We start from the raw sequence: 26,245 nt of genomic DNA on the forward strand, positions 1-26,245 counted from the left end.
CCGCCACAAATATTAGAACGCCGCACCGAAATCCGGTGCGGCGTCCTTTAAACTACGTATTAATCTGGATCGCGCCTTACTTCAGCGCGGCGAGATAATTCTCCTCGGCCTGGGCCCAATTGATCACGTTCCAGATCGCCTTCAGGTAATCCGGACGGCGGTTCTGATAGTGGAGGTAGTAGGCGTGCTCCCACACGTCCACCCCGAGGACGGGCGTGCCTTCGATGCCGGCCACGGCCTTGCCCATGAGCGGGCTATCCTGGTTCGCCGTGGAACCGACTTCGAGCTTGCCGCCATTGACGACCAGCCACGCCCAGCCCGAACCGAAACGGCTCCCGCCGGCAGCGTTGAATTTCTCCTGGAGCTGCGCGAAGTCGCCAAAGGTGCTCTTGATCGCCTCGGCCAGCTTGCCGACCGGTGCGCCTTCGCCCTTCGCCTTCAGGAGTTTCCAGAAAAAGCTGTGGTTCACATGGCCGCCGCCGTTGTTGCGCACGGCGCCGCGAATGGCCTCCGGCACCCCCGAAAGATTCTTGATGAGGTCCTCGGCGCTCTTGCTCGCGAGATCCGGCGCGCTTTCGAGAGCCTTGTTGAGATTGTTGACGTAAGCCTGGTGATGCTTGGAGTAGTGAATCTCCGCGGTCGCCGCATCGATCGTGGGTTCGAGGTCGGTGTAGGCAAAGGGAAGTTTTGGTAATTCGTGAGCCATAATGAGTTCAGGTTGGTCGGTCGCCTTCTACTGAAGGGACCGGGTTATTCAGTTTCGTTTCCATGATGGGAAGCGGATGCCCGCTTGGTCAAGCGGCGCGTGTGTTACGGCAGAAAGAACTTCGCCAGCAAATTGCTGCGGCCCTCGATTTTTCGCCGCGCTGTGCCAATTTTTACGCGTACGTATCATTCGTTTCTTGAGCTTGTCAGGGAATACCCCCATTCATTCTCCTTCGCCATGGACACCACGATCAAATCACTCGGACCGTGTGAAATTATTTCACCCCTGCATCACGTCGGGGGCGGTGTCGAAGTCAATTTTCGCAAAGACAACGAGCGCGTGCTTTTCAGCCACACGCTGGACCGCGATTCCGAGCCCCATGCCGATGCCAGCCAGTTCAGCTTCGAAGCGTCCGGCCCGCGGGAACACATCTTTTTCAATCCGGCCAAGACCACCGCAGCCATCGTCACCTGCGGCGGTCTGTGCCCGGGGCTGAACGACATCATCCGCGGCATCGTCACCCAGCTCCACTATCGCTACGCGGTCACGAAGGTCTTCGGCTTTCGCTACGGTTACGAAGGCCTCATCCCGCGCTACGGCCACACGCCGATGCTCCTCAAGCCGGAATCCGTTTCGCAGATTCACAATTTCGGCGGCACCATCCTCGGTAGCTCGCGCGGGCCGCAGAAGATCGGCGAAATGGTCGATCTGCTGGAGGAGATGAATATCGATCTCTTCTTCGTGGTCGGCGGCGACGGCACGTTGCGCGGCGCGGTGGAAATCTCCAACGAATGCGAACGCCGCGGGCTGAAGAAAGCGGTCATCGGCATTCCGAAGACGATCGATAACGACATCATGTATCTCGACAAGTCGTTCGGCTTCGAGACGGCCTTCGCCGTCGCGGTGCAAACGGTGAAGTGCGCATATGTCGAAGCCACCGGCGCGGTCAATGGCATCGGCCTGATCAAACTCATGGGCCGCGATTCGGGATTCATCTCGTGCTATGCGGCGCTCGCCGGTGGCAACGTGGATTTCGTGCTCATCCCCGAGGTGCCCTTCCAGCTCGAAGGCGAACGCGGCCTGCTCGAGGCCCTGCGCTACAAACTGGCGAAGAAGAAAAATGCCGTCATCGTGGTCGCCGAGGGCGCCGGGCAGGATTTGATTCCCAGCGCGGGGAATACCGACGCCAGCGGTAACCAGAAGTACGGCGACATCGGCTTGTTCCTGAAGGACAAGATCGGCGCCTTCTTCAAGGAGCGCCGCACTGAGTGCAATCTCAAGTATTTCGATCCGAGCTACATCATCCGTAGCGTGCCCGCGAATGCGCAGGACAACGTCTACTGCTCCCAGCTCGCCCAGCACGCGGTCCACGCCGCCATGGCGGGCAAGACCTCGATGCTCGTCGGTCGCTGGCACGGCGCCTTCGTCCACCTGCCTATCGCGCTGGCCACCCAGGGCCGCCGCAAGGTCGATCCGAGCAGCGAGCTCTGGCATTCGGTGTTGGAGAGCACCGGGCAGTCGGCACGGCTGTCGGATGGGTAGTTTTGGGGGGAAGTGGAAAGTTGAGAGTTGATGGTTGAGAGTTGAGAGTCCGCCGCGTAGCCGCCGAAATGGCCGCTCCGCGGCGATGTTGATCGATCTATTCCGGCGCGGAGCGCCCCTTGAAGCGGAAAGGCGGCGGACTCTCAACTCTCAACCATCAACTCTCAACTTTCCGTCATCAATTCCCTCACATGCGCCACCACCGCATTGGCCAGCCCGTTCAAGCTATAGCCACCTTCCAGAAGTGAGACCACGCGGCCCTTTGCGTGTTTATCGGCAATGCCGCGGACGATTTTCGTCAGATCGGCGAAATCACCGTCGGTAAGCAGGAAATCACCGAGGGGATCGCCGCCGCGTGAATCGAATCCCGCCGAGACCAGGACGAATTGCGGCTGGAACTTTTCCATCGCCGGCAGGAGTTGTTCGTTAAAGGCGACGAAAATCTCCCGGTGGCCGGAGCCCCCGGGCAGCGGGCAATTCAGCGTGGTCCCCCTCCCCTCACCTGCGCCCGTCTCGCGGGCATGACCGGTGCCGGGATACCACGGCGATTGATGCGTGCTGAAGAAAAACACCGAGCCGTCTTCGTAGAAGATATCCTGCGTGCCGTTGCCGTGATGCACGTCCCAATCGACAATGAGCACGCGCTCGATGCCGTGCCGCCGCTGCGCGTGCCGGGCGGCGATGGCGATGTTGTTCAGCACGCAAAAACCCATGCCCCGATCCGTCGATGCGTGATGCCCCGGCGGGCGCCCAGCGCAAAAAGCATTCGCCACTTTGCCCTCCATCACCGCATCCACCGCCGCCATGGCGCCACCGGCCGCGAGCCTGGCCGCATCCCAGGAAGCTTCGCAGACCGAGGTGTCCCCCGTGCTCAACTGCGAAGCGCCCGCGCGGATTTCGCGCTCCGCGAGCCGGAGATAATCCCTCTCGTGCACCAGTTCCAAATCCTCGCTCGTCACCGAGCGCGGCTCGATGGGTGTGAGCTTTTCCCACAGGCCGGATTGCTTCAACCGCTCCATCACCGCCGCAAAACGCGCCGGCGATTCCGGATGACCACGACCGGGATCGTGTTCCTGGCAGCGGGCGTCGGCGAAGAGACCGGTCATGAGAGATTGGAATGTCGCGCACGATAGCTCTCGGCCAGCGTGCGGCGGCTGATCTTGCCGCGTTCATTCGTCGGAATCTCGCCCACCAGCCACACATCGCGCGGCACCTGCCACGGGCTCAGCTTCTCCTGGCAAAAGCGCAGGATCGCCTCGCGCGCCAGGTCATCCCCCGCGATACAGGCCACGGGCTCCTCGCCTCGCAGCGGCGACTTCACGCCGAAGACGACCGCCTGTTTCACCCCGGGAAATTCGGCCAGCCGGGCCTCCACTTCGTGCGGGTTGAGCTTGCGCCCGGCCACATTGATCACCTCCGAAGTGCGTCCCACGATGAAGAGACCACGCGCCCGGCGCTCCACGAGATCCGCCGGCACGAAACGCCCCACGCTCAACACCGCCCGATCGTCCTCCGGGAAATACCCGTCGCCCACGGCTTCGCTGCGCACCTGGATCGGCCCCGCCCCCTGCTCCGCGTGAAAATCAATCTCCACTCCTTGCATCGGCGCGCCGACAAAGCCGTCCTCATAGTTCGGCTCTTCCGTGGTATCGTAGGCGATGCCGCCGCACTCCGATGAACCGTAGAAGGTGTGAATCTTTCGCCCAAACTTGACGCTGAACATGCTTCCCGCCCGTTTCGTGAGCGGCGCACCAGCCGAGATACACACGCGAAGCGCGGGCAAATCCGGCGTCTGCTCGAGTTCACCCAGCTTCTGATAGAAAAAGGGCGTCGCCGGAAACACCGTGGCATTCGTGACGAGAAGGCCTTCCAGCACCGCTCGCGGCATGCGGTCGCGACTCACCACCATCGGCACGCCCCGCGCGATCAGCGGAGTGATGAGATTGCTGAAACCGTAGCTGTGCGAGAGCGGGATCACGGCGTAATTGAGGTCCGCGTCACTGAATCCCATCGTCTTGCAGATGTTCTCGCAATCCGCGAGCAACTGGCAGCAGCGGAAACGCACCGCCCGGGGGGCGCTCGTCGTTCCGGAGGTGAGCTTCAGGAATTCGGGCGTGGGCCCCACCCAGCGCCGGGCGTCATCGGGCACCGGCCGGCGATGGACGATCAGCGGCCCGCCTTGGTTCGTCACCAAAGCCGCCGCGCGGCAGGTGCCGAGCGCGTAGGCCAGCTCGGTCTGGGTCATTTCGCCCAAAGGTAGCGGGATCAGCTTCTTTCGCCAGAGAGCGAGCACCACTTCGGGCCACATTTCACTGTTGCCGATCTGCACCGCGACGACGGAGTGCGAGGGAATAGTGTCGAAAAGACGAGCGATTTTCAGGGCTTCCAGGCCAATCTCCACGAAGGTGCGCACCACCGCTCCGGTCGGGGAAAAGACCGCCGGCCGTTGTCCGCAACGCGCCAGGGTTTGCTGCCAGGCGGTCAGGATCGGATTATCAGGAGAAGTGGGGACGAGCAAAATTAATCAGAGTTTTTCGTTGCGGAGCAGAGTTTCCAAGGTAGTCTCCTACTCCCTTTTCCGAGCCATGAAAGCAGATATTCATCCTGATTACCAAGAGACCGCTATCGCTTGCGCGTGCGGCACTGTTTACCACACCCGTTCGACCAAGCGCGATCTCAAGATCGGTATCTGCGCGGCCTGCCATCCGTTCTTCACCGGTGAGCAGAAGTTCGTCGACACCGCGGGTCGTATCGAGAAGTTCTCGCGCCGGTACGCAGGCGCCCAGAGCCGCAAGAAGAGCGCTTAGCTCTCCAACTGAAAACTTTAGAAACGGTGAAGATGCCGCGTGCATCTTCACCGTTTTGTTTTGCCCGTCCAGCACGGAGCCGGAGTTTTAAGGTTTAAGTTTTAAGTTTTAAGCGATTTGCCGCTCTCGAACCCGCTCCCGTTCTGGAGCCTTAAAACTTAAGACTTAACACTTAAAACTTTCCGACCATGGACTTTGCACCCCTCATTTCAAAAAAGGCCGAACGCTTTCGCGAACTCGAAGCCGAGATTTCGTCCTCGAATCTCTACGACGACCCGCGCAAGGCGCGTGAGACCCTGCGCGAACATACCCGGCTCAAGGAGTTGCTCGCCAATTGGGAGACGCTGAACAAGACCCGCGCCCAGCTCACCGAAAACCAGGACCTGGCCAAGGGGGAAGACAAGGAAATGGCCGAGATGGCGGCCATGGAAATTCCCGACCTGGAAAAGCGGATCGCCGATACCGAGACGGCGGTGCAATTCGCGCTGCTCCCGCCCGACCCGAACGAAGATCGCGATGCCATTGTCGAAATCCGCGGCGGCACCGGTGGTGATGAAGCGGCGCTTTTTGCCGCCGACCTCTATCGCATGTACACCCGCTTTGCCGAGACGCACGGCTTCAAGCTCGAACCGCTGGAGGCCAGCGTCGGCGAACTCGGTGGGATGAAGGAAGTGATCTTCAAGGTCACCGGCGACCAGGTCTTCCGCACGCTCCGTTACGAGAGCGGTGTGCATCGCGTGCAACGCGTCCCGGCCACGGAAGCCCAGGGCCGCATTCACACCAGCACCGCGACCGTGGCCGTGCTGCCCGAAGCCGAGGAGGTGGATCTCGAGTTGAAGGCCGATGAAATCCGCATCGAAGTCTGCCGGGCCGGCGGACCCGGTGGCCAGGGCGTGAATACGACCGACTCCGCGGTCCAGGTCATGCACATTCCCACCGGCACGATCGTACGCTGCCAGGACGGCCGTTCCCAGCAGAAGAACAAGGAAAAGGCGCTGACCATTCTCCGCTCCCGCCTGCTCGAAGTGAAGCAGCGCGAAGAAGCCGAGAAATACGCCGCGCAACGCAAGGGCCAGATCGGCACCGGCGACCGCAGCGAAAAGATCCGCACCTACAATTTTCCGCAGAACCGCGTGACCGATCACCGGATCAATCTCACGCTCTACAATCTGGATAGTTTCATCGAGGGGAACATCGATGAAATGATCGGCAGCCTGCAAGCCGCCGACATGCAAGAGCGCCTCGCGGAAGCGCAAAAGGCCGGAATTTAAGCATCTTTCGCACGGAGTTTTCGAGACTGCAGCAGGCGCCGCTTGAATTTCAGCGAGAGCGCCATCCTCTCACTGTGCGCTTGGGAGATGTTTCAACCCCCATAGTTCGCCCATCCAGCTTCCGCCCTCGCCACGAATAAGCTGCGAACCGGTTCATTCGCGGAAGGTCTGCGCGTGGATCGGTGGCCGGAAAGTCCCTCCCAAAACCCAACATGAAAGCCCCACAGATCCTCATCCTCGTTACCGTGGCCATGTCTCCCCTGGCGTTCGCCGGCCACGAAATGGTCGATTACAAAACCACCGCGACCAATAAGGAAACCGTCGAAGAGCCACTCTTCAAGGACCACGAATTTCAGATGGGCGACTTCGCCGTCTACAATGTCGGCAAGGGGCCGACCCACGCCGGTGTTTTCCGTGAACATACTTGGGGTGAAGGCAGCGAAATCAACTACTTCTTCACTCGTAACATCGGCATCGGCGCGGAATATTACGGCTCGTACGGCCATGAAAGCCCGGACACGAATCGTGGCCGTATCACCAACCACACCGTCGATCGCGACCACGTGGGCGGCAACCTCTTCTTCCGCTGGCCCATCGAATCCTGCCATCTCGCGCCCTATGTCTATGTGGGCGGTGGTTGCGATTTTGGGGATCGCAAATGGGCCGAAGCTCACGCCGGTGCCGGGCTCGAGTATCGCTTTTTCCAACACATCCTGCCAATCGTGGCTCACCGCGTCGGTATCTTCGTGGATGGTCGCTGGACCTATCTCGGCAGCCGCTATTTCCCCGATGACAATAGTTCGCGTGGTGACCTGAACTATTTCAGCGCCCGCGCCGGCTTCCGGTTCACTTACTGATTTCTTTGCTAGGCATACCGGCTCTGCTGCGCGCGACATCCCTCGCCGCAGTCAGAGCCGGACTTTTAGGCCGTCTCTCAAATGCCATGGCAGCCGTTACCTCCTGTCACATTACTCGACAACAGGAGGCAACGGCATTACACTCCCGCCAACTCGGTTCTCCCCCCTCCTATGAAGAAGCTCGCTGCCTTCACGTTGATCGAACTGCTCGTCGTCATCGCCATCATCGCCATTCTGGCCGGGCTCTTGTTGCCCGTCTTGCAAAAGGCCTTGGAGCGAGGGCGCGCCGTTGCCGACGGAAACAACCTGCACCAGATCGGCGTCGGCACATTGATCTACATCAACGATAACAACGGTACGATCTACTCTTCGACCACGTCGCAACAGGATCCCTCCGGCACCACGCTTTACGCCCCTGGCCTGCTGCAGCTCCAATACGTGCCCAATCGCCAGGTGTTCCATTCGCCATTCGACACGCGCGCGGATAAGACCACGCCACCGGCGATCATGAGTTACGGCGTGAATGCCAATATCATCAATCGCTCCGCCACACCTTCCAGCCCAACGGATTTCGATGGCAATTGGGCCAAACTCTCATCGCCCTCGCAGTTGATTCTGATGGCGCCCAATATCGACACGAGCAACGCCAACGCCGTGACCTTTTTCCCCAAGGACGCGAGTACCCCAACGGTGCTCACCGTCCCCACCCCAGCCACCAACCGCGCCGATTATCGCGGCACCCACAACAACCGCTCGTTCATCGACGTGCTCTACGCCGACGGCCACGTGATGCCGATTTCTTACAAGGATTTCTCCGACTCCACCTCGATCGACGAAGGCAAGCGCCGCTGGCAGCCGATCTATCCATAGCAGGGTTCAACGCGGAGCCATTCACCATCCCCTGTGTACGTGAATTCGGCCCGCCGACCCAGCTTGTGCGTTCCTTCCCGAGCGCACAGGCCAAAATCAGACGGGCCGAATCACTGACTACACCTTCCCAATCAAGGGTAGTAAGGGGACCAGAAGTCGCTGGGAGCGACGTCAGATAGCTTTTGGAAAGTGGCCGACTTCAGTTTCGGGAGGTTATCGACGGAGAAACTGCCGCTGCTATAAAAATTGCCGAACAGGTCCGCGCCGCCGGAGTTGTAGAGCACAGAGCCTTTCTTGAGGTAGCTCTGGATATCGGCCCACAATACGGTGGCGCCACTGGACTTGTTATTTTCGATGGCGTACTGGTCGATCGCCGAATCAATGACGCGTAAGTCCTCGAGCATCCGGGTGGCTTGGGAGCGTTTGCGGGCGCGGAGGAAATTAGGGACCGCTATGGAAGCCAGCAGCGCAATGATAGCCACGACGACCATGATTTCGACCAACGTAAAGGCGGAGGTATACCTTGAAGATGCTTCATATATACCCCACCACTATAGCAACCTCGCGGCCCTTGCCTGCCGTGAAGTTCTTACTTCCGGCGTAGCGTCAGGCACTACGCGTTATTACGCACGTTTTACAGCGGCTTTTCCAGAGTAAATAACCCCTGCTGGGCGCAATTGGATGCGTAATGCTGGAGCTGCGTTCCATTACGAAGCCCTAGTTTTTCCTTAATCCGCGTCCGATACGTATCCACCGTCGTCATTCCTAAATTGAGAATCTCCGCAATTTCGCGAGTGGTCTTGCCCGCGCCGATCAATTGGAACACCTCCAACTCCCGGTCGGTGAGCCGCTTCATCGCCGAGACGCTCACATCCTGCCCGCTCATCTTCTTGAGCAGGCTATCGGTCATCTGCGGGCTCAGGTAGACCTTGCCGGCCAGCACCTGCTGCATGGCGCCGAGCAAAGTCTGCGAGTTTTCATGTTTCGTGATGTAGCCCTTGGCGCCGGCGGCCAGCACGCGCTCGGCATAGAGCATCTCCTCGTGCATGGAGAGGATAAGCACGGGGACACGCAGCCCCTGGGCCTTCAGATCCTTCAAGAACTCCAGGCCGCTCGAACCCTTGAGCGTGATATCCACGAGGGCGAGATCCGGCTGCGCAGTGCGGACGAGGTCCATGGCATCGCGAATATTGTCGGTCTCCCCGCAGATCGACATGTCGAAGTCGTGGGAAATGAGATGGGCCAGCCGCTCCCGGAACATGGCGTGGTCTTCGACCAGAAGAACTTTGGTCTTTTTATCGGAGGATTCCATGATCATGGGCTGGCTTATGAGGATTTAGCTGGTGAAAGGAACAAGTTACGATGGTGCCACCTTCCGGACGCGGTGCAACCTCCAGTTGTCCGTCAATCATCCGCGCGCGGTACTGCATGATATTCAAGCCCATTCCTCTCGAAGAGGGCAAGGGCTGGGGAATGCCGCAGCCATTGTCCTCGATGGTGAGCTGAACGATCCCGTGCTCACAGCTCAGGCGCACGCCGACGACGCTCGCTTTACCGTGGCGGGTGGCATTGTTGATCGCCTCCTGCGCGATGCGGAAGAGGTGGTTGGCGCGATTGTTGTCGAAGACGGAAACCGGGGACGTGCAAATGAAGTGGCAATCGATGCTCTGCAACTTGGTGATGGTGTGCACCAGATCTTCCAAGGCGAACTGCAACCCGCGCTCTTCGTTTTCCACCGGCGAGAGCCCTCGCGCCAGGCTGCGCGCCTCGCCGACGCCTTTCAAAATCAGTTCCTCGATTTCCGCCGCAGACTGCGCCGCCGGCGAACCCTGTTTCTCGAGATTCAACTTCAACGAACCCGCCGCGCAACCCACCGCCGCATAATACTGGCAGAGGCCATCGTGCAGGTCCTGCCCGATGCGCCGCTGCTCGCGCTCGCTGATGCGGATGATCTCCTGTTCCAACTGCCGGGAATGCTCGAGCAGTTTGATCCGCGATTTCACCGCCGTGCCCGTGACCACGAAAAACAGGAAGTAGCCGAGACGTACCGCCGTCTCCCAGACTTGGTGCCAGCCTTGCTCATACGGGTGCCCGGAAGCTTCATCCGCCCACCACCAGATGATGGCGCACAATAGCGCGACGAAAACCGACGAGGCCCGGTCCCCAAACCACACCATCAGCAGAATCGGCAGGGAATAGAAGAGCACCACGCTGACCTCGTAGCCCGTCGCGTAGTCCAGGAATCCGACTGCCAGGGCGAGGATGATCGTTTCCATCCACAGCCAGGATTTCGGTTGCTTCGCGAGGAAGTCCAGCAGTCGCTTTTTCATGATAGGCGGGATGAGCTACGCTCCATTGGGCCACAGCTTTGTGTGCCCCGATTCGGAACCGGAATCAAGCCAGTCTCCAACCGGGCCTCGCATGATCGGCATTGCCTCCTACAGTGGTTCATGTCCTATTCCGCCATGCGCTTCCGCGTTCTGCTCTGTCTGGCCCTCTTCCTTACGACCACTTTGCTCTCCGCCCGTGCGGGTGAGGGAACGGATGGTTGGACGATCGCTCACCAGACCGCGGATGTCACGGTCTTCACCCGCCCGCACGAGGGCTCGTCGATCCGGGAGTGCAAGGCGGTCGGCATTATCGACGCGGAGCCGATCGTGGTAAAGCGCGTCCTGGACGATACGGCGGATTATCCGCAGTTCATGCCTTACGTCATCGAGACCCGAACCCTGGCGCACACGACGGATGGCCACGTGGGATATCAGCGTATCTCGCCTCCCATCGTGGGCGATCGCGATTATACCGTGCGGGTGCGCTGCGAGAGCAAGGCCTGCGCAGGCGGGATGAGCTACTGCAATCGCTGGGAAGCGGCGAATGAGCTGGGACCGGCGGAAATCAAGGGCGTCACGCGGGTGAAAATCACCCGGGGATCCTGGCTGCTCGAACCCTGCGCTGGCGGCAGGACCAGGGCGACTTACACCATTTACTCCGACTCCGGCGGCGGCATCCCGAACTTCCTGCTGAATAGCGCCAACAAGACGGCCATTCCCAAGCTCTTCGAAGCCGTCCGCAAGCAGTGCAAGCTGCCGAAATACGAAGGCAAGCCGTAGCGGCTCTTTAATGCACCACCTGCAAGCGCAGGTAGCGCATCGCGTGACCGGGGTCGGTGATCAGGAATTCATCGCCTACCGTCACCGACACAATCGCCCCCGAACCACTTTCGGAGACCGGGACACCGGCGACCAACGCGGTGAAAGGTGCGCCGTTGACGCTGCGCGCGAGATCCGTCCACGGCCCTCCGGCGGCGTCCGCGCCCTGCACGGTGGCCGTGGTATCGGTCGCCGCGGTATTCCGCGGAAAGGTCAGCGTCACGCGGTTTGCAACCAGGGTCATCTGCAGCGGGTTCGGTGAATCCGGCACTGTCGGATCGGTGCCGTAGAAGTATTCGAGCACGTTGGTCACACCGTCTCCGTCCGGATCGGCAAAATCATCCGCACTCGCCGGGAACGGTGCCGGCCCGAAATACTGCGTCCGCCACGCGGCCCAAGGCGAGATGATGTCACCCATGATCACGCTGCCTGCGCTGGCGGTCTGGCGATGCGCTTCCAAGGTAAAGCCCGTGACGGCAATGTTCGAGAGATTGAGCTCGATCCATTTGCCTTCCTGATCGCCCGGCTCCGCCGCCGCGTTGTTTTCGTAGCTATTGTCGGTGGCGTGATAGATCGGCGTATTGCTGAACGTGAGCAGGCCGGTGCCATAGCCCACGCTGACGAAGTTGTTGTTCGCATCCCAGTAGCCAAAATCGCGGAAGCGCTCGTTGACCTCCGCATCGAGCAGGCGCAGGTCGATTCCAGACACCGCGTAGGGTTGATTGTTGAGCGAATTGAAGAACTGGAACGTCACCGAGCCGTAGCCGGAGCTGGGCCCACCGCCCTCAAACCACCAACCGGGATCGCCGAAATAAGAAGCCGTCCCGTCGGCGTTCAAATTCGATGTGGTGACGACGACATAAAAGCTCTGGCCATTCACGTCGGTAAACGTCTGCGTGCCGGTCGTGGGAATGAGTGAGGCATCCAGCGTTCCACCCGACGCGCTTGCACCGTTGCCGCTATCCCAGCCAAGCACCCCGGTATAAAAGCTCAGAATGCTGCCCGTCGTCGTCCCGGCGACATTCGTCGCGATCACGCGGAAGTAGTAAGTCGTCTTCGGAGCCAGACCGGTAAGCGCGGCATTCACCGACACTGCGGAGGGGCCGTTGCCGATATTTTGCGTGGAGGTCGAAGTCGCGCCGGCCAGGCCCGGGTCGGTCGAGTAGTCGAAATGCACGTCGGTGCTGAAGCCATTGGGATTGACCGAGCTATTGAGCAACCCGCCGGTAGGCACCACCGCGGTCGCGGCCAGAGTCGTGACACTGGGCACCACGGCCGGCGTGCCAAAGATCATCACTCGCGACATATCACGCCCCGGCACGAGCAGGCGGCCATCCGCGGTGAAGGCAGACGGGAATGCGGATTGCATGGAACTCGCCGTCGTACCGCCGTTGAAGGCGGTATTGCTCACGAAATCCGGCTGACCGAGCACCACATCTGCCGCCGCGCCATCGGCCGTGGGCACGGAATTGAAAATCAACACGCGGTTGTTGCCGAAATCGGAGACGGACAATTGCCCTGTGGGAGAAAGAGCCACTCCGATCGGGTTGATGAAAGTGCTCGAAGTCGTGCCGGAACCCCCGGAACCAAACGCCGTCTGGCCAATGACCAAGTCAGCCGAGGCATCGTTGGCGGTGGGCACCGAGTTGAAGATCAAAACGCGGTTATTGGAGGAATCCGCGATGAGCAATTTTCCATCCGAAGCGAGCGCGCACCCTACCGGCGAGAACATCTGATCAGCCCCACTGCCGAAGGTCGCCGTACCCAGAGTGCCCTGCCCGATGACCAGGTCCGCGGAAGCGCCGCTCGTCGTCGGGATGGAATTGAAGATCAACACGCGATTGTTGTTGTAATCTGTGACGATCAATTGCCCGGATGGCGTCACCAATACCCCCCGCGGCCCCGCCATTTTGTCCGCCGCCACACCCGCCCCATTCGACACAAAATCGCTCTGCCCGATGACCACGTTCGCCGCCTGGCCACTGCTCGTCGGCACGGTATTCCAGATCAGCACGCGGTTGTTGCCATAGTCGCAGACGATGAGCTTGCCATCGCTGGTAAAGACGACGCCTTCGCAGCTGGACATCAGTGAACTCGTAACCCCGGAACTGGTCGTGACAAAGTCGGGCTTGCCGATGACCAAGTCCGCCGGCACGCCATTGGTCGTCGGCACTGTGTTCCAAATCAGTACGCGCCCCACGCTCTGGTCGCTCACCGCCATCTGGCCTGCCGGCCCGAGGGCCACTTCGCTCGGGCCCGGCGTGACCGACGGTGAAGCCGTGGTGTCCTGGCTGGTAAAATCCGTCTGTCCCACCACGACACTCGCCGCCTGGAAATTCGAGAAGGTCTGCTGCGCGCGCACCGACAGCGTCAAAAACGGAATCAGAGCCAGCAAAAAAGCCCCACGGCAGCGAAGGAAGGACGGCAGGAAGATCATGAGAGGGTTGACTGGAACGCGGAAACCGTGACGGGACATGGCGTTGGGTAAAAAATGAGTAGGCTGGCTGGGCGTTTCCGTTGGCGAAGCTCCGTCTCATCCCATACTAGTAGAAAGACGGTCCTTCCCTACGTAAATTCAGGCAGGCAATACCCGCGGCACCACTCGGCGACAAGCAAATATGGCAGCTCCGTGACGCCATCGTGGCAAAGGAACAGGGTTTGCACGCTCGCGCACCTGAGGCTACCAAGAGCGCGCTCATGAAAACCGTGCTCGAAGTGATCCAGGCCACGACCGCTTATTTCCAAAAAAGCGGCATCGAAAGCCCGCGGCTGAATATCGAGCACCTCCTCGCCCACGTCCTCGGGAAGAAACGCATGGAGCTCTACCTGGAGTTCGACCGGCCGCTCAGCGAGCCCGAGCTCGAACCGCTCCGTGCGCTGGTGAAACGTCGCGCGGCGGGCGAACCGCTCCAGCACCTCCTCGGCACGGCGGAATTTCACGGCCGCAGTTTTCTCTGCGACAAACGCGGCCTTGTTCCCCGACCGGAGACCGAGCAGCTCTGCGAACTCGTCCTCGCCGGCGGCGCCGCGAAGCGCGTGCTCGATATCGGCACGGGCAGCGGCGTCATCGCGCTCACCCTCGCCACCGCCTGGCCGGAGGCCCAGGTCGAAGCGGTCGATCTTTCGCCCGACGCCCTTGCGCTGGCGCGCGAAAATGCCGCCCGTCTGGAGTTGGCCGGGCGCGTGCAATTCCTCGCCAGCGACCTGCTCGCCAGCGTGACCGGCGAATACGACCTCATCGTGGCCAATCTGCCCTACATCGCCCGCGACGAGATCGCCACCCTGACCCGCGAAGTCCGGCACGATCCCCTCTCCGCCCTCGATGGCGGTCCGGATGGGCTCGAGGTTTTCCGCCGTTTCATCCCGCAGGCGGCGCAACATCTCCGCGGCCGGCTCGCCCTCGAAATCGGCCACGATCAAGCCGACCCGCTCACCGAACTGCTCGCGGCGCACAATTTCCAAGACATCCGTCCACAAACAGACTACCAAGGCAAAGACCGATTCATCTTCGCAACCTATGGATAAAATCCTCGTTCACGGTGGCGCGAGCCTCAGCGGCAGCGTCAAAATCAGCGGCTCGAAAAACTCCGCGCTTCCGATTCTCGCCGCGACGTTGCTCACGAAGGAACCCTGCGTGATTCATCACGTGCCGGACCTGAGCGATATCCATTACATGTTGCAGATCCTTTCGCACCTCGGTGCGCAGGTGGAACGCGCCAGCGGCGTGGTCACCGTGCAGGCGGAGAATATCCGGACCGAGGCGCCCTACGAAATCGTCCGCAAAATGCGCGCTTCGGTCTGCGTGCTCGGTCCGCTGCTCGGCCGCGAAAAGGAAGCGACCGTCTCGTTGCCCGGCGGTTGCGTCATTGGCGATCGCCCGATTGACCTGCACCTCAAGGGCTTCGAAGCGCTGGGCGCGATGCACCGTATCGAGAACGGCAATGTCAAAGTTTTCGCCGGTGAGCTCAAGGGCAGCTCCATGCACCTTCGCGGCAAGCTCGGGCCCACGGTCCTCGGCACGGATAACGTGATGATGGCCGCCGTCCTCGCCGAGGGCGTGACGGTGATCGACAGCGCCGCCGCCGAACCCGAGGTGGAAGACCTCGCGAACTTCCTGATCAAAATGGGCGCGAAGATCGAAGGCGCCGGCACGCGCCGCATTGTCATCGAAGGGGTGAAGGAATTGCACGGCGCGGAGCACTCGGTCATTCCCGATCGCATCGAAGCCGGTACGTTTCTCGTCGCCGGGGCCATCGCCGGCAAAGGCATCACGCTCAAGCGCGTCGACCCGGCGCACCTGTCTTCCGTGACGGAAGCTCTCAGCCGGGCCGGTTTCGTCCTCAAGACGGATGGCGACACCGTCACCATCTCGCCCAATGGCGCGCCGAAGCCACTCGAACTCACCACCGAGCCATATCCCGGCTTCCCCACCGACATGCAGGCGCAGATGTGCGCGCTGCTGGCGAAAACACCGGGGATTTCCGTCATCACGGAAACCATTTTCCCGCAGCGCTACATGCACGTCTCGGAGATGAAGCGCATGGGCGCGGACATTTCGCTCAACGGTCCGATGGCGATCATCAAGGGCGTCGAGCGTTTGAGCGGTGCGCCCGTGATGGCCAGCGACCTGCGCGCCAGCGCCGCGCTCGTCCTCGCCGGCCTGCACAGCGAAGGCGTCACCGAAGTCAACCGCGTCTACCACATCGACCGCGGCTACGAGCTCATCGACGAAAAGCTCAACGGCCTCGGCGCGCACATCGAGCGGGTGAAGGCTTAGGGGCCTGCGGGTTTCTTAATCTTAATCCCCTCCCGGAGAGATTAAGATTAAGATTAAGAGCGATTCGTTCTCCGGACTGAGCCCAACGCGACGCCTCGGTTCCCCTTCCCCCTTCGGTCAAAAAAAGACCTGTCGCCGCGCGTATTTGCAGCCATGGTATCGCCATGTCGTCCCTCCCCTGCTGGACTCGTTGCGGCGTTCTGTTCTCGGCGGCGGTTTCCATGACGCATGCGGCCCCGGAGCAACAACCACCGCCCAAGGCCTCTGGCCACGCCGCCATTCTGCAGCACATGCCGGTGGAGTTACTTCACTACTCCAGCGTCTACCCCGAAGTGGCGGACCCCAGCGCCCCCTTCCAACTCGGCACGATGATGAAGCTCGCCGTCGCCGCGGCCCATGGCGACCGGGAGATCGCGGACGAGTGCTGGTTTATTGTGGACAGCACTTTCGCGAAGCAGACCAAGGCCGGCGATTTCGGCGGCGATCCGATGAGCGCGGCGGTCTGGCTTGGCGAATTCACCCGCAGCGTCCTCGTTATTCAGCAATCGCCACTCGCCGCCCATTTCAAGGATCGCATCGAAGCACTCAAGCCGGCGCTGGCCAAAGCCATGCACTGGATGAACAAACAGCGCAGCCGCCTGCTGTTTGAAGATCGCGCCATTCCCGACCGGCTGCTCTCGGAAGCGCAGGCTTACTTGTTTTGCGGTCGATTGCTCGATGACCCGGCGCTCATCAAATACGGCCACGGCTTTCTGGATACCGCGATGAAGACGTTCCGCGCCAGCGATGGGGCTTTTCTGGAAAAGAACGGTACCGGCAGCGGCTACGAAGCGGCGAGCCTCGTGCGGCTGCAGGAGATCATGTTGAACGTGCCGGACATTCACCTCGAGGAACCGTTCGCCAAGGGCATCCAATGGGAACTCACGCACATCCGCGCAGACGGCACGGTGCTGGCCGATGGCAAGCCGGGCTTTTTCTCGCACAGCAAGATGATCATGGGCCCGGAAAAGCAGGTGAACGTCGGCGAGATCAGCCTCGCGCTTCTCTACTACCACGAACGCGCCAACGACGCCGCGTCCCTGGCCGCGATCGAGCGTTTGCAAAAACACTACGCCACGATCGCCGCGGCGACGCCTACTTCACCACCATCGAAGTAAACGGCGCGACGTAGGCCTGAAGATAGACGAAGATGCCCATGAGCGTGGCCAGAGCGAGGCTGTGCCAGAAGACGTAGCGCAGGATGGAATCTTCGTGGCCGTACCAGTTCGTCGCGGTGCTGGCCACCACGATGCTTTGCGCGTCGACCATCTTGCCCATCACCCCACCCGCACTGTTCGCCGCCCCCATGAGCACGGGGCTGAGGTGAAGCTGTTGCGCGGTGATTTTTTGCAGGCCGCCAAAGAGCACATTCGAAGCGGTATCGGAGCCGGTGAGCGCCACGCCCAACCAGCCGAGCAACGTGCCGAAGAACGGATAGGCCACACCCGTATGCGCCAGGGCAATGCCGAGCGTGGCATCCGTGCCCGCATATTTCGTCACATACCCGAGCGACAGCATGGCCGCGATGGTCAGCAGCGAAAAGCGCACCCGCCAGAAGGTGTGTCCGTAGGCGCGCAGCATCGCGACCGGCGTGAAGCCCATGGCGAATCCAGCGACGATGGCCGCGAGCAAAATGCCGCTGCCCGTGGCGGAGAGGTAATTGAATTTGAAGATCGCCTTTTCCGGCTCCGCATTGGGCGGAGCGACCGGCGGCATGTGCTGCACGCGGAGGTGCAGGTGCGGCACCTCGAACTTCGGCGCAGCAACGGTATCCAGCTTCTTCTGCACCACTGGCAGACCCCAACAGAGAATGAAGATCGTCAGCACCACCCACGGCATCCAGGCGAAGGCAACGCGCTTCGGAGTGAGCGGCCCGCTATCCACGATAGTAACACCCTCGACCGCCGCCGGTCGTTCCAGACGCATGATTTCCTTCGGCTGCCAGACGCGCAGCAGGAGGATCGTCGCCACGATGGCTGAGACGCCGGCAATGATATCCACCAGCCAGGGACCGTGGAAATTCGAGACGAGGAACTGTGGTATCGCGAAGGCCAATCCCGCCGTGAGCGCCGCCGGCCACACCGCGCGAATTCCACGCCATCCATCAAAGGCCACGATGATCCAAAACGGAATCACCAGGGAAAAGAACGGCAACTGCCGCCCGATCATCGCCGAGAGGTGATACACATCGAGCCCCGAGACCTGGGCCAGCGTGGTGATCGGAATACCGAGCGAGCCAAAGGCCACCGGCGCCGTATTCGCAATGAGCGCCAGGCCCGAGGCGTGCAATGGCCGGAATCCAAGCTGAATGAGAATAGCCGCGGTGATCGCCACCGGCGTGCCGAAGCCCGCCATGCCCTCGACGAAGGCGCCAAAAGCGAACGCGATGAGGATGAGTTGAATCCGCGCATCCGGCGCCACGCGGGCCAGGCTGTCGCGCACCACATCGAACAGCCCGCGTTGCACGGTGAGCTGGTAGAGGAAGATGACGTTGAGAATGATCCAGCCGATCGGGAAGAGCCCGTAGGCCGCGCCGTAGATCGTCGCGGCTGCGGCAATATCCCCTGGCATATGGCAGACGCCGACCGAGATCGCGAGCGCGGCGATCAGGCCGACGGCGGCCGCGATATGAATGCGAATGTGCAGCAGCGCAATCATCCCGAGCAGGATGACGATCGGAATCGACGCCACCATCGTCGAGAGGACGATGTTACCGAACGGGTCGTAATTTTGAGACCAGAGTGCCATGCGCGACTGCCGTCTCTATTTTCCGAAGACCTTGACCGCCGTGGCGTTGAAAGCCGGCAGAATTTTCTTTCCGTCATCGTTCCGCCAGCCGGCGTTTTGCACCATGAAGACGAGCACCAGGCCCATCTGCGGATCAACGGAGATATTCGTGCTGTAGGCCCCCCCGTGGCCGAAGGTCGCGCCATTGACTGCGTAGCCGAAACCGTAGCTTTCCTTCAGCGCTGCGGGTGTCTGGCGGCTGGTCATTTGCTTCACCGCCGCCTCCGAGAGATAGCGTTTGCCGCCATATTCGCCGCCCCGCAGGAGCATCTGGCCAAAGCGTCCGATGTCCTCCGCGGTGGAGAAGAGGCCGCCCGCCGGCATCGGGAAACGGTTCTGATGATCGTCGAGCGGATACTTGAGCTGGTCGACCTGCACTTCCTCGATGTTCGATTTGTCCTTGGTCCCCTTGTATGATTTGGCAATGCGCGCGATCTGCTCCGCATTCGGCCAGAAGGTCGTGTCCTTCATGCCCAGGGGTTTGAACAAACGATTCTCCAGAAAGTCTTCGTACTTCTGCCCGGAAACTACTTCGATGATTCGTCCCGCGGTGTTAATGCCCGCATTGCTGTATTGATATTTGCTATCCGGCTCGAACATCAGCGGATACGAGGCATAGCTACGCACCCGCGTGGCCAGCGGAAAGAGATCGAGCGTCGGTTGTTCAATCGGCGATTTGAACGACAGCCCGCTCGTGTGGCTGAGGATGTTCCGAACGAGGATCGGATGTTTCGGCTTGCGCAGCAGCGTGTGGTTGTCGTCGTGCTCGGCGACGACCATCTGCCCTTTGAACTCCGGAAGATACTTCTCCACCGGATCGTCGACCTTCACCTTCCCCTCGTCCACCAACATCATCAGCGCCGCGACGGTAATCGGTTTCGACATCGACGCGATCCAAAATAACGAATCCGGCTCCATCGATTTCTTCGCCGCCACGTCCGCATAGCCGACGGTCTCCAAATCGAGCACCTTGTCACGCGTCGCGACAAGGGTCACTGCGCCCGCGAGGACGTGATTGTCCACGAAGGGTTGCAATTTAGCCGCGATGGGTTTCGGGCCGGACTCCTGCGCCAATAAAGAAAGCGGCAGCGTGGCCACCAACGCGCAGGTAAAAATGGAGCGGGATAAAATCGACATGAGAGCGATCGGGAAAATGGTAAGGGCACGGAGCAAAAGCCGCCAGCGCGGCATTTCTTTGTCTGTTAACGGCGCCGCAGGCGAAAAGCGGTGAATCTTTACGTAATTCCGTAGCAAGCGCCTCACGGCGTGATCTTCGTAGTTCACATCGGAAAACTCGAAAATCCTCATCGCCGGTAATTGCCCATTTTTTCATCCGCTCTCCTATGTGCCGCTTGTTCCTCCTCCTCGCTCTGTCACTCGCCATTTCGTTTTCCACTGCCGCTGCCGAGATGCACCTCGGGGACGACGGCCTGGACATCGACGCCGGCAGCCTCGGCAAATTCACGCTGACTTATCCGCAGCTTCGCAACGCCTCGCAGCGCAGCTATTGCGGTAACTTCGGTGCCGGTCGTCTCGGTGGCGTGACGGGCGCATCGACGATATAAGAGGCATCCGTCACCTCGCTATCCGCCATGCCGCTCTTGTAAGCGACCGCTTTGACGGTCATTCCGGGACGCACGCTGATCACCCCGCAATAGACATAACCATTCGTGCGGGTCGGCGTGGTCCCATCCAGCGTGTAACGAAACCAGGCGCCCGGCGTGGCAGACGACAGCGTGATCGGGGTGACTTCCTTGATCGCCCGTGCGGTCGGCGAAAACTCCGGTTTTTCCACCGGTGTCTTTCCTTCCTCGTAGAGGCCGCAATCCGGATAATTTTGGATGACGTCCCACGCGAGTTTCTGCATCGCGGTGATTTGTTCCGGAGTCAGATTCGTTCCGACCGGCAGCATCTTGCCCTCAGGGGATTCACGATAGAAGGCCGCATACCAGGTGAGATCCACGAGATAGGCGCCATTGGGATTCGGGTGCACGCCGTCACGAAAAAGCAGCGGATAGAAATCCGTGGTCTTCGCTCCGGGAAATTGACCGTGCTCGATCTGGCTGTGAATCCACCCCATCGCCAGGCTGGTCGGCAACACGCGTACCGGTTTCTCACCCTTGTCCTTCGCCGCGACCACCTTCTGCACGTCCTCGACGTAGAGCAACATCGCCGCCATCGATTCTTCCCAGGTCAGCGCGGGAAAGACTTTCTTCATCTCGGTGCTCGGCACCACGCCCTTGTCGCTGGGGCGCCCGCGCTCCCGTTCCACCCATTCCACCATCAGCCACGGTTGCACGTCGGGCGTGTGGGCGCGGATGAGTTCAATGAACTGCCGATCATTCTCCGCCTCTTCCTCGATGTGGAAGTTTCGCGGCTGCAGGGTCACGTCGTCGATCCGTGAAAGGACTTTCAAATTCACCTCCCACTCTCTCTTGCGCCCTTGAGCGTGCTCGCTCCACAGGAGATTCGTCGCCGCGTTGGGAATGGTGAAGGTGCGATAGCGATGCTCGCGGCCGGCCGTGCGCGCATACATCGGAAACTGCGCGGTGATGTCGGTCAGCGTATTGCCGAGGTGCAGGGTGCTCAGGCCCGGCTTGATATCATCGCCGATCAAATATGTGCCGATGAGTGGCGGACTGGCTGCCCAGCCTTCGACAAAAGCGGCGGCAACGACCGTCGTCGTCTTGTCGAGTTTGAACGGCTTCTTGAACACCTCGCCCGTGGTCGCGGTCGGTATGGAACCGTCGAACGTATAGCGCACCGTCGCATACGGAGTCAGTTCGTTGAGTTCCACCGTCAGAGGCGGGTCCACTCCTCCCGGCGGCGGGAGAAACTTCGGCGTCCTCGCCGTGGCCTGTTCGTAAAGATCGAGGCCCGCGTATTGTCCATCGGGATCTTCCATCTCGACCCATGTCCGCGGGTCGCCGTCGAACGCATAGCGCCAGCCGCGTCCATTCAAGTCGCCAATCGTCCCGTAACGAAACCCATCCAACTTGCGCGCACCGGAATAAAACTCGAGCTCGCCCAGGCTGCCATGCGATCCCGGCGGGGCATCGTAGCGCAACCAGCGATACAGCTTGTTATTCGGGAAAACGAGGTCGGTCCACTCCCCGGTCCGCGGGGTTTCCTTGATCTCCGCGATGACATGAAACCCCTCCGTCGCCGAGACATTGGACCCGTTGAATTTTCCACCCACCATGTTTTGCTCGCGGGAAGGCGCGGGGTAAAAGCGCACGTGATTACACACCGGAGCACCGATCGGCGGAATCACCTCCGCCGCGCGCAGCGGGAACGCGGAAATCAACAGGGCAATGGCAAGAGGGAAACGAAACGGAGACACATTTCATTTCTTGCGCGGCTCCGTGCACAACGCCAGTCCCGACTTCTCAGACCACCACCAGGTCCACGTCCGGCAATTCCTGCAGGAGCACCTCGTGCAGCGAGGACTGGAAGTATTGTCGGAGCCGCTTCGGACCGGGACGTCCGACGACGATGTGTGTGATGCCGTACTCCCGCGCGAACGACACCAGCGCCTTGGCCACGCTCTCGCCTTTCATGGAAAAAACCAGGCCGCCCATCTTTTGCGCGGTCTCCAGCGTATCATTCACCCGGCGCTGCGTTTCGGCATCGATGCGCACCGCGGATTCCGACGGCGTGCGGACATACACCGCGTACCACTGCGCATTGAGCTGCGCCGCCAGGCGCGCCGTCTTCCGCAGCAGCCGGCCCGGGTCGGGGCCCTGGCTGCTGATCGCCACCATGACCTGACCGAGAGCGCTCACATTTTGGTCGTTCTCGGCATCGCGCTGTTTGCGATCGAGGAAGTTGGCCGTTTCCGTCAGCGTCATCTCCCGCAACCGCGTGAGATTCTTCTGCGTGAAGAAATTGGCCAGCGCCGCCTCGATGCGCTCCTTCGGATAGATCTTCCCCGCCTGCAGCCGCTCCTGCAAATCCTCCGCCGGCAGATCGATATTCACGATCTGGTCGGCCTTCGTCAGGATTTCATCCGGCACCCGCTCCTTCACGCGCACGCCGGTGGTTTCCTCGACGAAGTTATAGAGCGATTCCAGGTGCTGGATGTTGACCGTGCTAATAACGTTGATCCCCGCACGCAGCAGGTCTTCCACATCCTCGTAGCGCTTGCGGTTTTTGCTATCAGGCGCATTGGTGTGCGCCAGTTCATCAACCAGCGCGACAGTAGGGCGCCGCGCGATCACCGCATCGACATCCATCTCCTTGAGCGCGATGCCGTGATAAGTCGTGAGCCGCGGCGGAATGATCTCGAGGTCGCCGATCTGCGCGCTGGTCTCGGGTCGTTCGTGGGGCTCGACGTAGCCGACCACCACATCGACCCCACCCTTCTTCAGACGGTTCCCCTCCACGAGCATGGAATACGTCTTCCCCACCCCGGGACACGGGCCGAGGTAGATCTTCAGCTTGCCGGCCTGCTGCTTGCGGATGATTGCCAGGAAATCATCCGCACGGGTTTTAGCAGCAGGATCGGCTTCGAGCATGGGCTTAGCAGGAACGGTGAATGATTAGCCTTCCCTCCATCGTTCTCGCAACGACGAACCAACCGCAGTAGGAAGCGATGCCCTTCATTTCGCGGCCAGCTTGTCGAGGGCGAGGTTGAGTTTCAGGACGTTCACCCCGGCGTCGCCGAGGAAGCCAAGACTGGGGCCGTCGGTGTTTTCCCGCACCAAATCGCGCACCTTGCCTTCGGTCAGCGAACGCGTCTTGGCCACCCGCGGCAACTGCAGCATGGCATTCTTGACGCTGATGTGCGGGTCCAGGCCGCTGGCCGAAGAAGTCACCGCATCCCCCGGAATCGGCACGCTGGATTTCACCGTCAGCGGCTGGTTGTCATCGTTGAAGGCCGTGATCAGCTTGACCTGGTCCCAGTCGCCTTTCGCCGTCTTGTAAGTCTTCGGGTCAACTTCCTTGCCCTCCTGCAGCAATTGATACGCGAGCCCGTTCTGGTCGCAGTAGCCGATGATGCGCAGCTTGATGCCATCGTAGTCGACGACGTCGGGGCCTGGCGTAATGGCGCCGCCGTCCCTGGCCATCACCGCGGTTGTTTTCGTCGTCCCGTTGATCAGCTTCTTGCTGGTCGGTCCGAGATTGCTGCCGCTGGAATTGGCCGCGTCATAACCGGTGCCAGCCGCGGAAGGCCGCGGGATGAAGTATTTGTCTGAGGCAAACGGCTGCCCGAGCCACGAAGAGCCGATGATCTTGCGATCGGCGCTTTCGATCAGGCTGCCGTTCGCCTGGTGCGGGAAGAGCAACTGTCCGGCGCCCCAAACGACCAACGGATAGAGTCCGCAAAGGACCAATGCGAAGACGATAGTAGCGAGGATGGAGGTAAGCGTGTCTTTAACGATCGTATTCATAAAATTAGGCGAGATGGAGAGCCGAGATAACGATGTCGATGGCCTTGATGCCAACGAACGGGGACCGATGACGCCCGCCGACACCGTAAAGAAGCAGGTTGCGGCTGCAGGATCTTCGCCGCGGCCGAGCGGGGCGGAATTTCACGCCTTTGAGCGCCAGCGGGATCAACGCGATGATGATCACCCGCGTTGAAGATCACTGCGCTGAGGATCGCACTCGTCGACGAGGCGAGGTGCATGATGTTCAGCGGCGCAATCTGCGGGAAGGTGCCGAGCAACATCGCCGGGATGATGGCGAAATACTTGGCCACGTCGTTGGAGATGCTGAAGGTCGTCAGCGCGCCCCCGCGTAATCAGCAGTTGCTTTCCGATCTCGACGATCTCGAGCAACTTGGTCGGGTTGGAATCGAGGTCGACCATGTTACCCGCTTCCTTGGCGGCCTGCGTGCCGGTATTCATCGCCACGCCGACGTCTGCCTGGGCCAGTGCCGGAGCGTCGTTCGTGCCGTCACCGGTCATCGCCACCATGCGGCCGCCGGCTTGTTCGTTGCGAATGAGCGCCAATTTGTCCTCGGGCTTGGCCTCGGCGAGGAAGTCGTCGACGCCCGCTTCCCTGGCAATGGCCGCAGCCGTGAGCTTGTTATCGCCGGTGATCATCACCGTGCGAATGCCAATGGCGCGGAAGCGCTCGAAACGCTCGGAGAGACCACCTTTGACGATATCCTTGAGATAGATGACCCCGAGCGCTTTCTGCTTGGTCGCCACCACCAGCGGCGTGCCGCCGTTGCTGGAAATCGCATCGACCTCGGCCTCCACTTCCTTGGGCAACTGGCCGAGCCAGGTGCGAATCGATCCAGCCGCACCCTTGCGATAATTTGTGCCGTTCACATCGAGGCCGCTCATCCGCGTCTGCGCGGTGAAAGGCACAAACTTCGCCTCTGGCATCTCGTGCAATTCCACACCGCGTAGCCCGTGCTTCTGCTTCGCCAGCACCACGATGCTGCGGCCTTCCGGAGTTTCGTCGGCCAGGGAGGCGAGTTGCGCCGCCTCGGCGAGTTGACGCTCGGTGACACCGGGCGCCGGGATGAATTGCACCGCCTGCCGGTTACCGAGCGTGATCGTGCCCGTCTTGTCGAGGAGCAGCACGTCGACGTCGCCCGCCGCTTCCACGGCACGACCGCTCATCGCGAGCACATTCTTCTGCACCAAACGGTCGATGCCCGCGATACCGATGGCACTGAGCAAGCCACCGATCGTCGTCGGAATCAGGCAGACAAGCAACGCGACCAGCACCGTGATCGGAAAGTCGACACTCTGATAAAGGCCGTAGCCCTTGAGCGCAATCAGCACCACGAGGAAGATGATCGTCAGCGCCGAAAGCAGGATGGTCAGCGCGATTTCATTCGGCGTCTTCTGCCGCTTGGCGCCTTCGACGAGTCCGATCATACGGTCGAGGAAGGTCTCGCCCGGGTTCGATGTGATGCGAATCTTGATCTTATCCGACAGGACCCGGGTTCCACCGGTCACCGCGCTGCGATCGCCACCGGCTTCGCGCACTACGGGCGCGGATTCGCCAGTGATCGCGGATTCGTCCACGGTCGCGGCACCCTCGATGATCTCGCCGTCACCGGGAATGAATTCCCCGGCAGTCACCACGACGACATCATCCTTGCGCAATTGCTCCGAGGTCACCTTTTCCGTGGAACCGTTCTTGATGCGGTTGGCAAAGGTCTGGGTCCGCGCGTTGCGCAGCGAATCCGCCTGGGCTTTGCCCCGCCCCTCCGCCATGGCTTCGGCGAAATTAGCGAAGAGCACGGTGAACCACAGCCACAGCGTGATCTGCAGCAGGAACCCGAACGGCGCTCCTTTGTCACCCACGAAGAGGAGCACTGTCGTCACAACCGCGCCGACTTCGGTAACAAACATCACCGGGTTTCTCGCCAGGGTCACTGGGTTCAGCTTTTTGAACGATTCGACGATGGCCGGCATGACAATCGCCGGATCGAAGATGGAATGAGATTTAGCAGCCATTTTAGTGAATAATGAA

The 26,245-nt window shown here is 60.8% G+C and carries 22 protein-coding genes and 1 pseudogene; 10 read left to right on the forward strand and 13 right to left on the reverse strand.

Going from position 1 to position 26,245, the window contains the following annotated elements; translation table 11 throughout:
- Positions 1–76: 76 nt before the first annotated feature.
- A complete protein-coding gene (locus tag CFE428DRAFT_RS07135; protein ID WP_006978818.1) occupies positions 77–706 on the reverse strand; it encodes a superoxide dismutase in 630 nt (209 codons plus the stop codon).
- Between the two features lie 237 nt (positions 707–943).
- Between CFE428DRAFT_RS07135 and CFE428DRAFT_RS07140 the strand changes: the two genes are divergently transcribed.
- Positions 944–2,248 (forward strand): ATP-dependent 6-phosphofructokinase, encoded by a 1,305-nt coding sequence (locus CFE428DRAFT_RS07140; RefSeq protein WP_006978819.1) that lies wholly within the window; start codon positions 944–946, stop codon positions 2,246–2,248.
- Between the two features lie 164 nt (positions 2,249–2,412).
- On the opposite strand, the gene CFE428DRAFT_RS07145 is transcribed toward CFE428DRAFT_RS07140, so the two are convergent.
- Positions 2,413–3,354, reverse strand: coding sequence for a histone deacetylase family protein (locus CFE428DRAFT_RS07145; protein ID WP_006978820.1), 942 nt, complete (start codon positions 3,352–3,354; stop codon positions 2,413–2,415).
- On the reverse strand, positions 3,351–4,766 hold the full coding sequence (locus CFE428DRAFT_RS07150) for a class I adenylate-forming enzyme family protein (protein WP_006978821.1): 1,416 nt from the start codon (positions 4,764–4,766) through the stop codon (positions 3,351–3,353). Before CFE428DRAFT_RS07150 ends, CFE428DRAFT_RS07145 begins: the two co-directional genes overlap by 4 nt.
- A gap of 67 nt (positions 4,767–4,833) precedes the next feature.
- Between CFE428DRAFT_RS07150 and rpmE the strand changes: the two genes are divergently transcribed.
- The 4 genes from rpmE to CFE428DRAFT_RS07170 all read left to right on the forward strand — a co-directional run bounded on the left by rpmE (position 4,834) and on the right by CFE428DRAFT_RS07170 (position 8,053).
- On the forward strand, positions 4,834–5,055 hold the full coding sequence (rpmE, locus tag CFE428DRAFT_RS07155) for a 50S ribosomal protein L31 (protein WP_006978822.1): 222 nt from the start codon (positions 4,834–4,836) through the stop codon (positions 5,053–5,055).
- Positions 5,056–5,243: 188 nt separating this feature from the next.
- Positions 5,244–6,326 (forward strand): peptide chain release factor 1, encoded by a 1,083-nt coding sequence (gene prfA / locus CFE428DRAFT_RS07160; RefSeq protein ID WP_006978823.1) that lies wholly within the window; start codon positions 5,244–5,246, stop codon positions 6,324–6,326.
- A gap of 212 nt (positions 6,327–6,538) precedes the next feature.
- Positions 6,539–7,183 (forward strand): hypothetical protein, encoded by a 645-nt coding sequence (locus tag CFE428DRAFT_RS07165; RefSeq protein WP_006978824.1) that lies wholly within the window; start codon positions 6,539–6,541, stop codon positions 7,181–7,183.
- A gap of 171 nt (positions 7,184–7,354) precedes the next feature.
- Positions 7,355–8,053 (forward strand): type II secretion system protein, encoded by a 699-nt coding sequence (locus CFE428DRAFT_RS07170; protein WP_006978825.1) that lies wholly within the window; start codon positions 7,355–7,357, stop codon positions 8,051–8,053.
- Between the two features lie 131 nt (positions 8,054–8,184).
- Here CFE428DRAFT_RS07170 and CFE428DRAFT_RS07175 read toward each other — a convergent pair whose 3' ends face one another.
- The 3 genes from CFE428DRAFT_RS07175 to CFE428DRAFT_RS07185 form a co-directional block, all read right to left on the reverse strand.
- The gene (locus CFE428DRAFT_RS07175; RefSeq protein WP_420196874.1) at positions 8,185–8,595 is read right to left on the reverse strand and encodes a type II secretion system protein; all 411 of its coding nucleotides are present in this window, start codon (positions 8,593–8,595) and stop codon (positions 8,185–8,187) included.
- Positions 8,596–8,687: 92 nt separating this feature from the next.
- A complete protein-coding gene (locus CFE428DRAFT_RS07180; protein WP_006978827.1) occupies positions 8,688–9,365 on the reverse strand; it encodes a response regulator transcription factor in 678 nt (225 codons plus the stop codon).
- Positions 9,349–10,383: a sensor histidine kinase gene (locus CFE428DRAFT_RS07185; protein ID WP_006978828.1), complete on the reverse strand. Its 1,035-nt coding sequence runs from the start codon at positions 10,381–10,383 to the stop codon at positions 9,349–9,351. The genes CFE428DRAFT_RS07180 and CFE428DRAFT_RS07185 overlap by 17 nt, the downstream gene beginning before the upstream one ends.
- 135 nt (positions 10,384–10,518) lie before the next feature.
- Here CFE428DRAFT_RS07185 and CFE428DRAFT_RS07190 point away from each other — a divergent pair, with 135 nt between their 5' ends.
- Positions 10,519–11,163, forward strand: coding sequence for an START domain-containing protein (locus tag CFE428DRAFT_RS07190; RefSeq protein ID WP_157447448.1), 645 nt, complete (start codon positions 10,519–10,521; stop codon positions 11,161–11,163).
- Positions 11,164–11,170: 7 nt separating this feature from the next.
- Here the strand turns inward: CFE428DRAFT_RS07190 and CFE428DRAFT_RS33195 are convergent, their stop codons facing one another.
- Positions 11,171–13,639 (reverse strand): NHL repeat-containing protein, encoded by a 2,469-nt coding sequence (locus tag CFE428DRAFT_RS33195; RefSeq protein ID WP_006978830.1) that lies wholly within the window; start codon positions 13,637–13,639, stop codon positions 11,171–11,173.
- Between the two features lie 260 nt (positions 13,640–13,899).
- Between CFE428DRAFT_RS33195 and prmC the strand changes: the two genes are divergently transcribed.
- The 3 genes from prmC (at position 13,900) to CFE428DRAFT_RS07210 (ending at position 17,136) form a co-directional block, all read left to right on the forward strand.
- A complete protein-coding gene (gene prmC, locus CFE428DRAFT_RS07200; RefSeq protein WP_006978831.1) occupies positions 13,900–14,727 on the forward strand; it encodes a peptide chain release factor N(5)-glutamine methyltransferase in 828 nt (275 codons plus the stop codon).
- The gene (gene murA, locus CFE428DRAFT_RS07205) at positions 14,720–15,979 is read left to right on the forward strand and encodes a UDP-N-acetylglucosamine 1-carboxyvinyltransferase (protein WP_006978832.1); all 1,260 of its coding nucleotides are present in this window, start codon (positions 14,720–14,722) and stop codon (positions 15,977–15,979) included. The genes prmC and murA overlap by 8 nt, the downstream gene beginning before the upstream one ends.
- A gap of 164 nt (positions 15,980–16,143) precedes the next feature.
- Positions 16,144–17,136, forward strand: a complete 993-nt coding sequence (locus CFE428DRAFT_RS07210) for a hypothetical protein (protein ID WP_131989895.1) — start codon at positions 16,144–16,146, stop codon at positions 17,134–17,136.
- Here the strand turns inward: CFE428DRAFT_RS07210 and CFE428DRAFT_RS07215 are convergent.
- Both CFE428DRAFT_RS07215 and CFE428DRAFT_RS07220 read right to left on the reverse strand, forming a co-directional pair.
- Entirely contained in the window at positions 17,114–18,766 is a 1,653-nt protein-coding gene (locus CFE428DRAFT_RS07215; RefSeq protein WP_006978834.1) for an L-lactate permease, read from the reverse strand. The genes CFE428DRAFT_RS07210 and CFE428DRAFT_RS07215 overlap by 23 nt on opposite strands.
- Positions 18,767–18,781: 15 nt before the next feature.
- On the reverse strand, positions 18,782–19,942 hold the full coding sequence (locus CFE428DRAFT_RS07220) for a serine hydrolase domain-containing protein (RefSeq protein WP_157447449.1): 1,161 nt from the start codon (positions 19,940–19,942) through the stop codon (positions 18,782–18,784).
- A gap of 206 nt (positions 19,943–20,148) precedes the next feature.
- On the opposite strand from CFE428DRAFT_RS07220, the gene CFE428DRAFT_RS35475 reads away from it, so the two are divergent.
- Positions 20,149–20,370: a hypothetical protein gene (locus CFE428DRAFT_RS35475; protein WP_006978836.1), complete on the forward strand. Its 222-nt coding sequence runs from the start codon at positions 20,149–20,151 to the stop codon at positions 20,368–20,370.
- On the opposite strand, the gene CFE428DRAFT_RS07225 is transcribed toward CFE428DRAFT_RS35475, so the two are convergent.
- The 4 genes and pseudogenes from CFE428DRAFT_RS07225 to kdpB form a co-directional block, all read right to left on the reverse strand.
- The gene (locus tag CFE428DRAFT_RS07225) at positions 20,310–22,112 is read right to left on the reverse strand and encodes a chitobiase/beta-hexosaminidase C-terminal domain-containing protein (protein ID WP_042724545.1); all 1,803 of its coding nucleotides are present in this window, start codon (positions 22,110–22,112) and stop codon (positions 20,310–20,312) included. The two genes, CFE428DRAFT_RS35475 and CFE428DRAFT_RS07225, sit on opposite strands and share 61 nt — an antisense overlap.
- A gap of 82 nt (positions 22,113–22,194) precedes the next feature.
- The gene (locus tag CFE428DRAFT_RS07230) at positions 22,195–23,322 is read right to left on the reverse strand and encodes a universal stress protein (RefSeq protein WP_006978838.1); all 1,128 of its coding nucleotides are present in this window, start codon (positions 23,320–23,322) and stop codon (positions 22,195–22,197) included.
- Between the two features lie 84 nt (positions 23,323–23,406).
- Positions 23,407–24,198, reverse strand: coding sequence for a potassium-transporting ATPase subunit C (locus tag CFE428DRAFT_RS38790; RefSeq protein WP_006978839.1), 792 nt, complete (start codon positions 24,196–24,198; stop codon positions 23,407–23,409).
- Positions 24,199–24,202: 4 nt separating this feature from the next.
- Positions 24,203–26,229: pseudogene (kdpB, locus tag CFE428DRAFT_RS07240) on the reverse strand (potassium-transporting ATPase subunit KdpB).
- Positions 26,230–26,245 lie beyond the last annotated feature (16 nt).

It is taken from the genome of Chthoniobacter flavus Ellin428, from assembly GCF_000173075.1.
GTDB classification, from domain to species: domain Bacteria; phylum Verrucomicrobiota; class Verrucomicrobiia; order Chthoniobacterales; family Chthoniobacteraceae; genus Chthoniobacter; species Chthoniobacter flavus.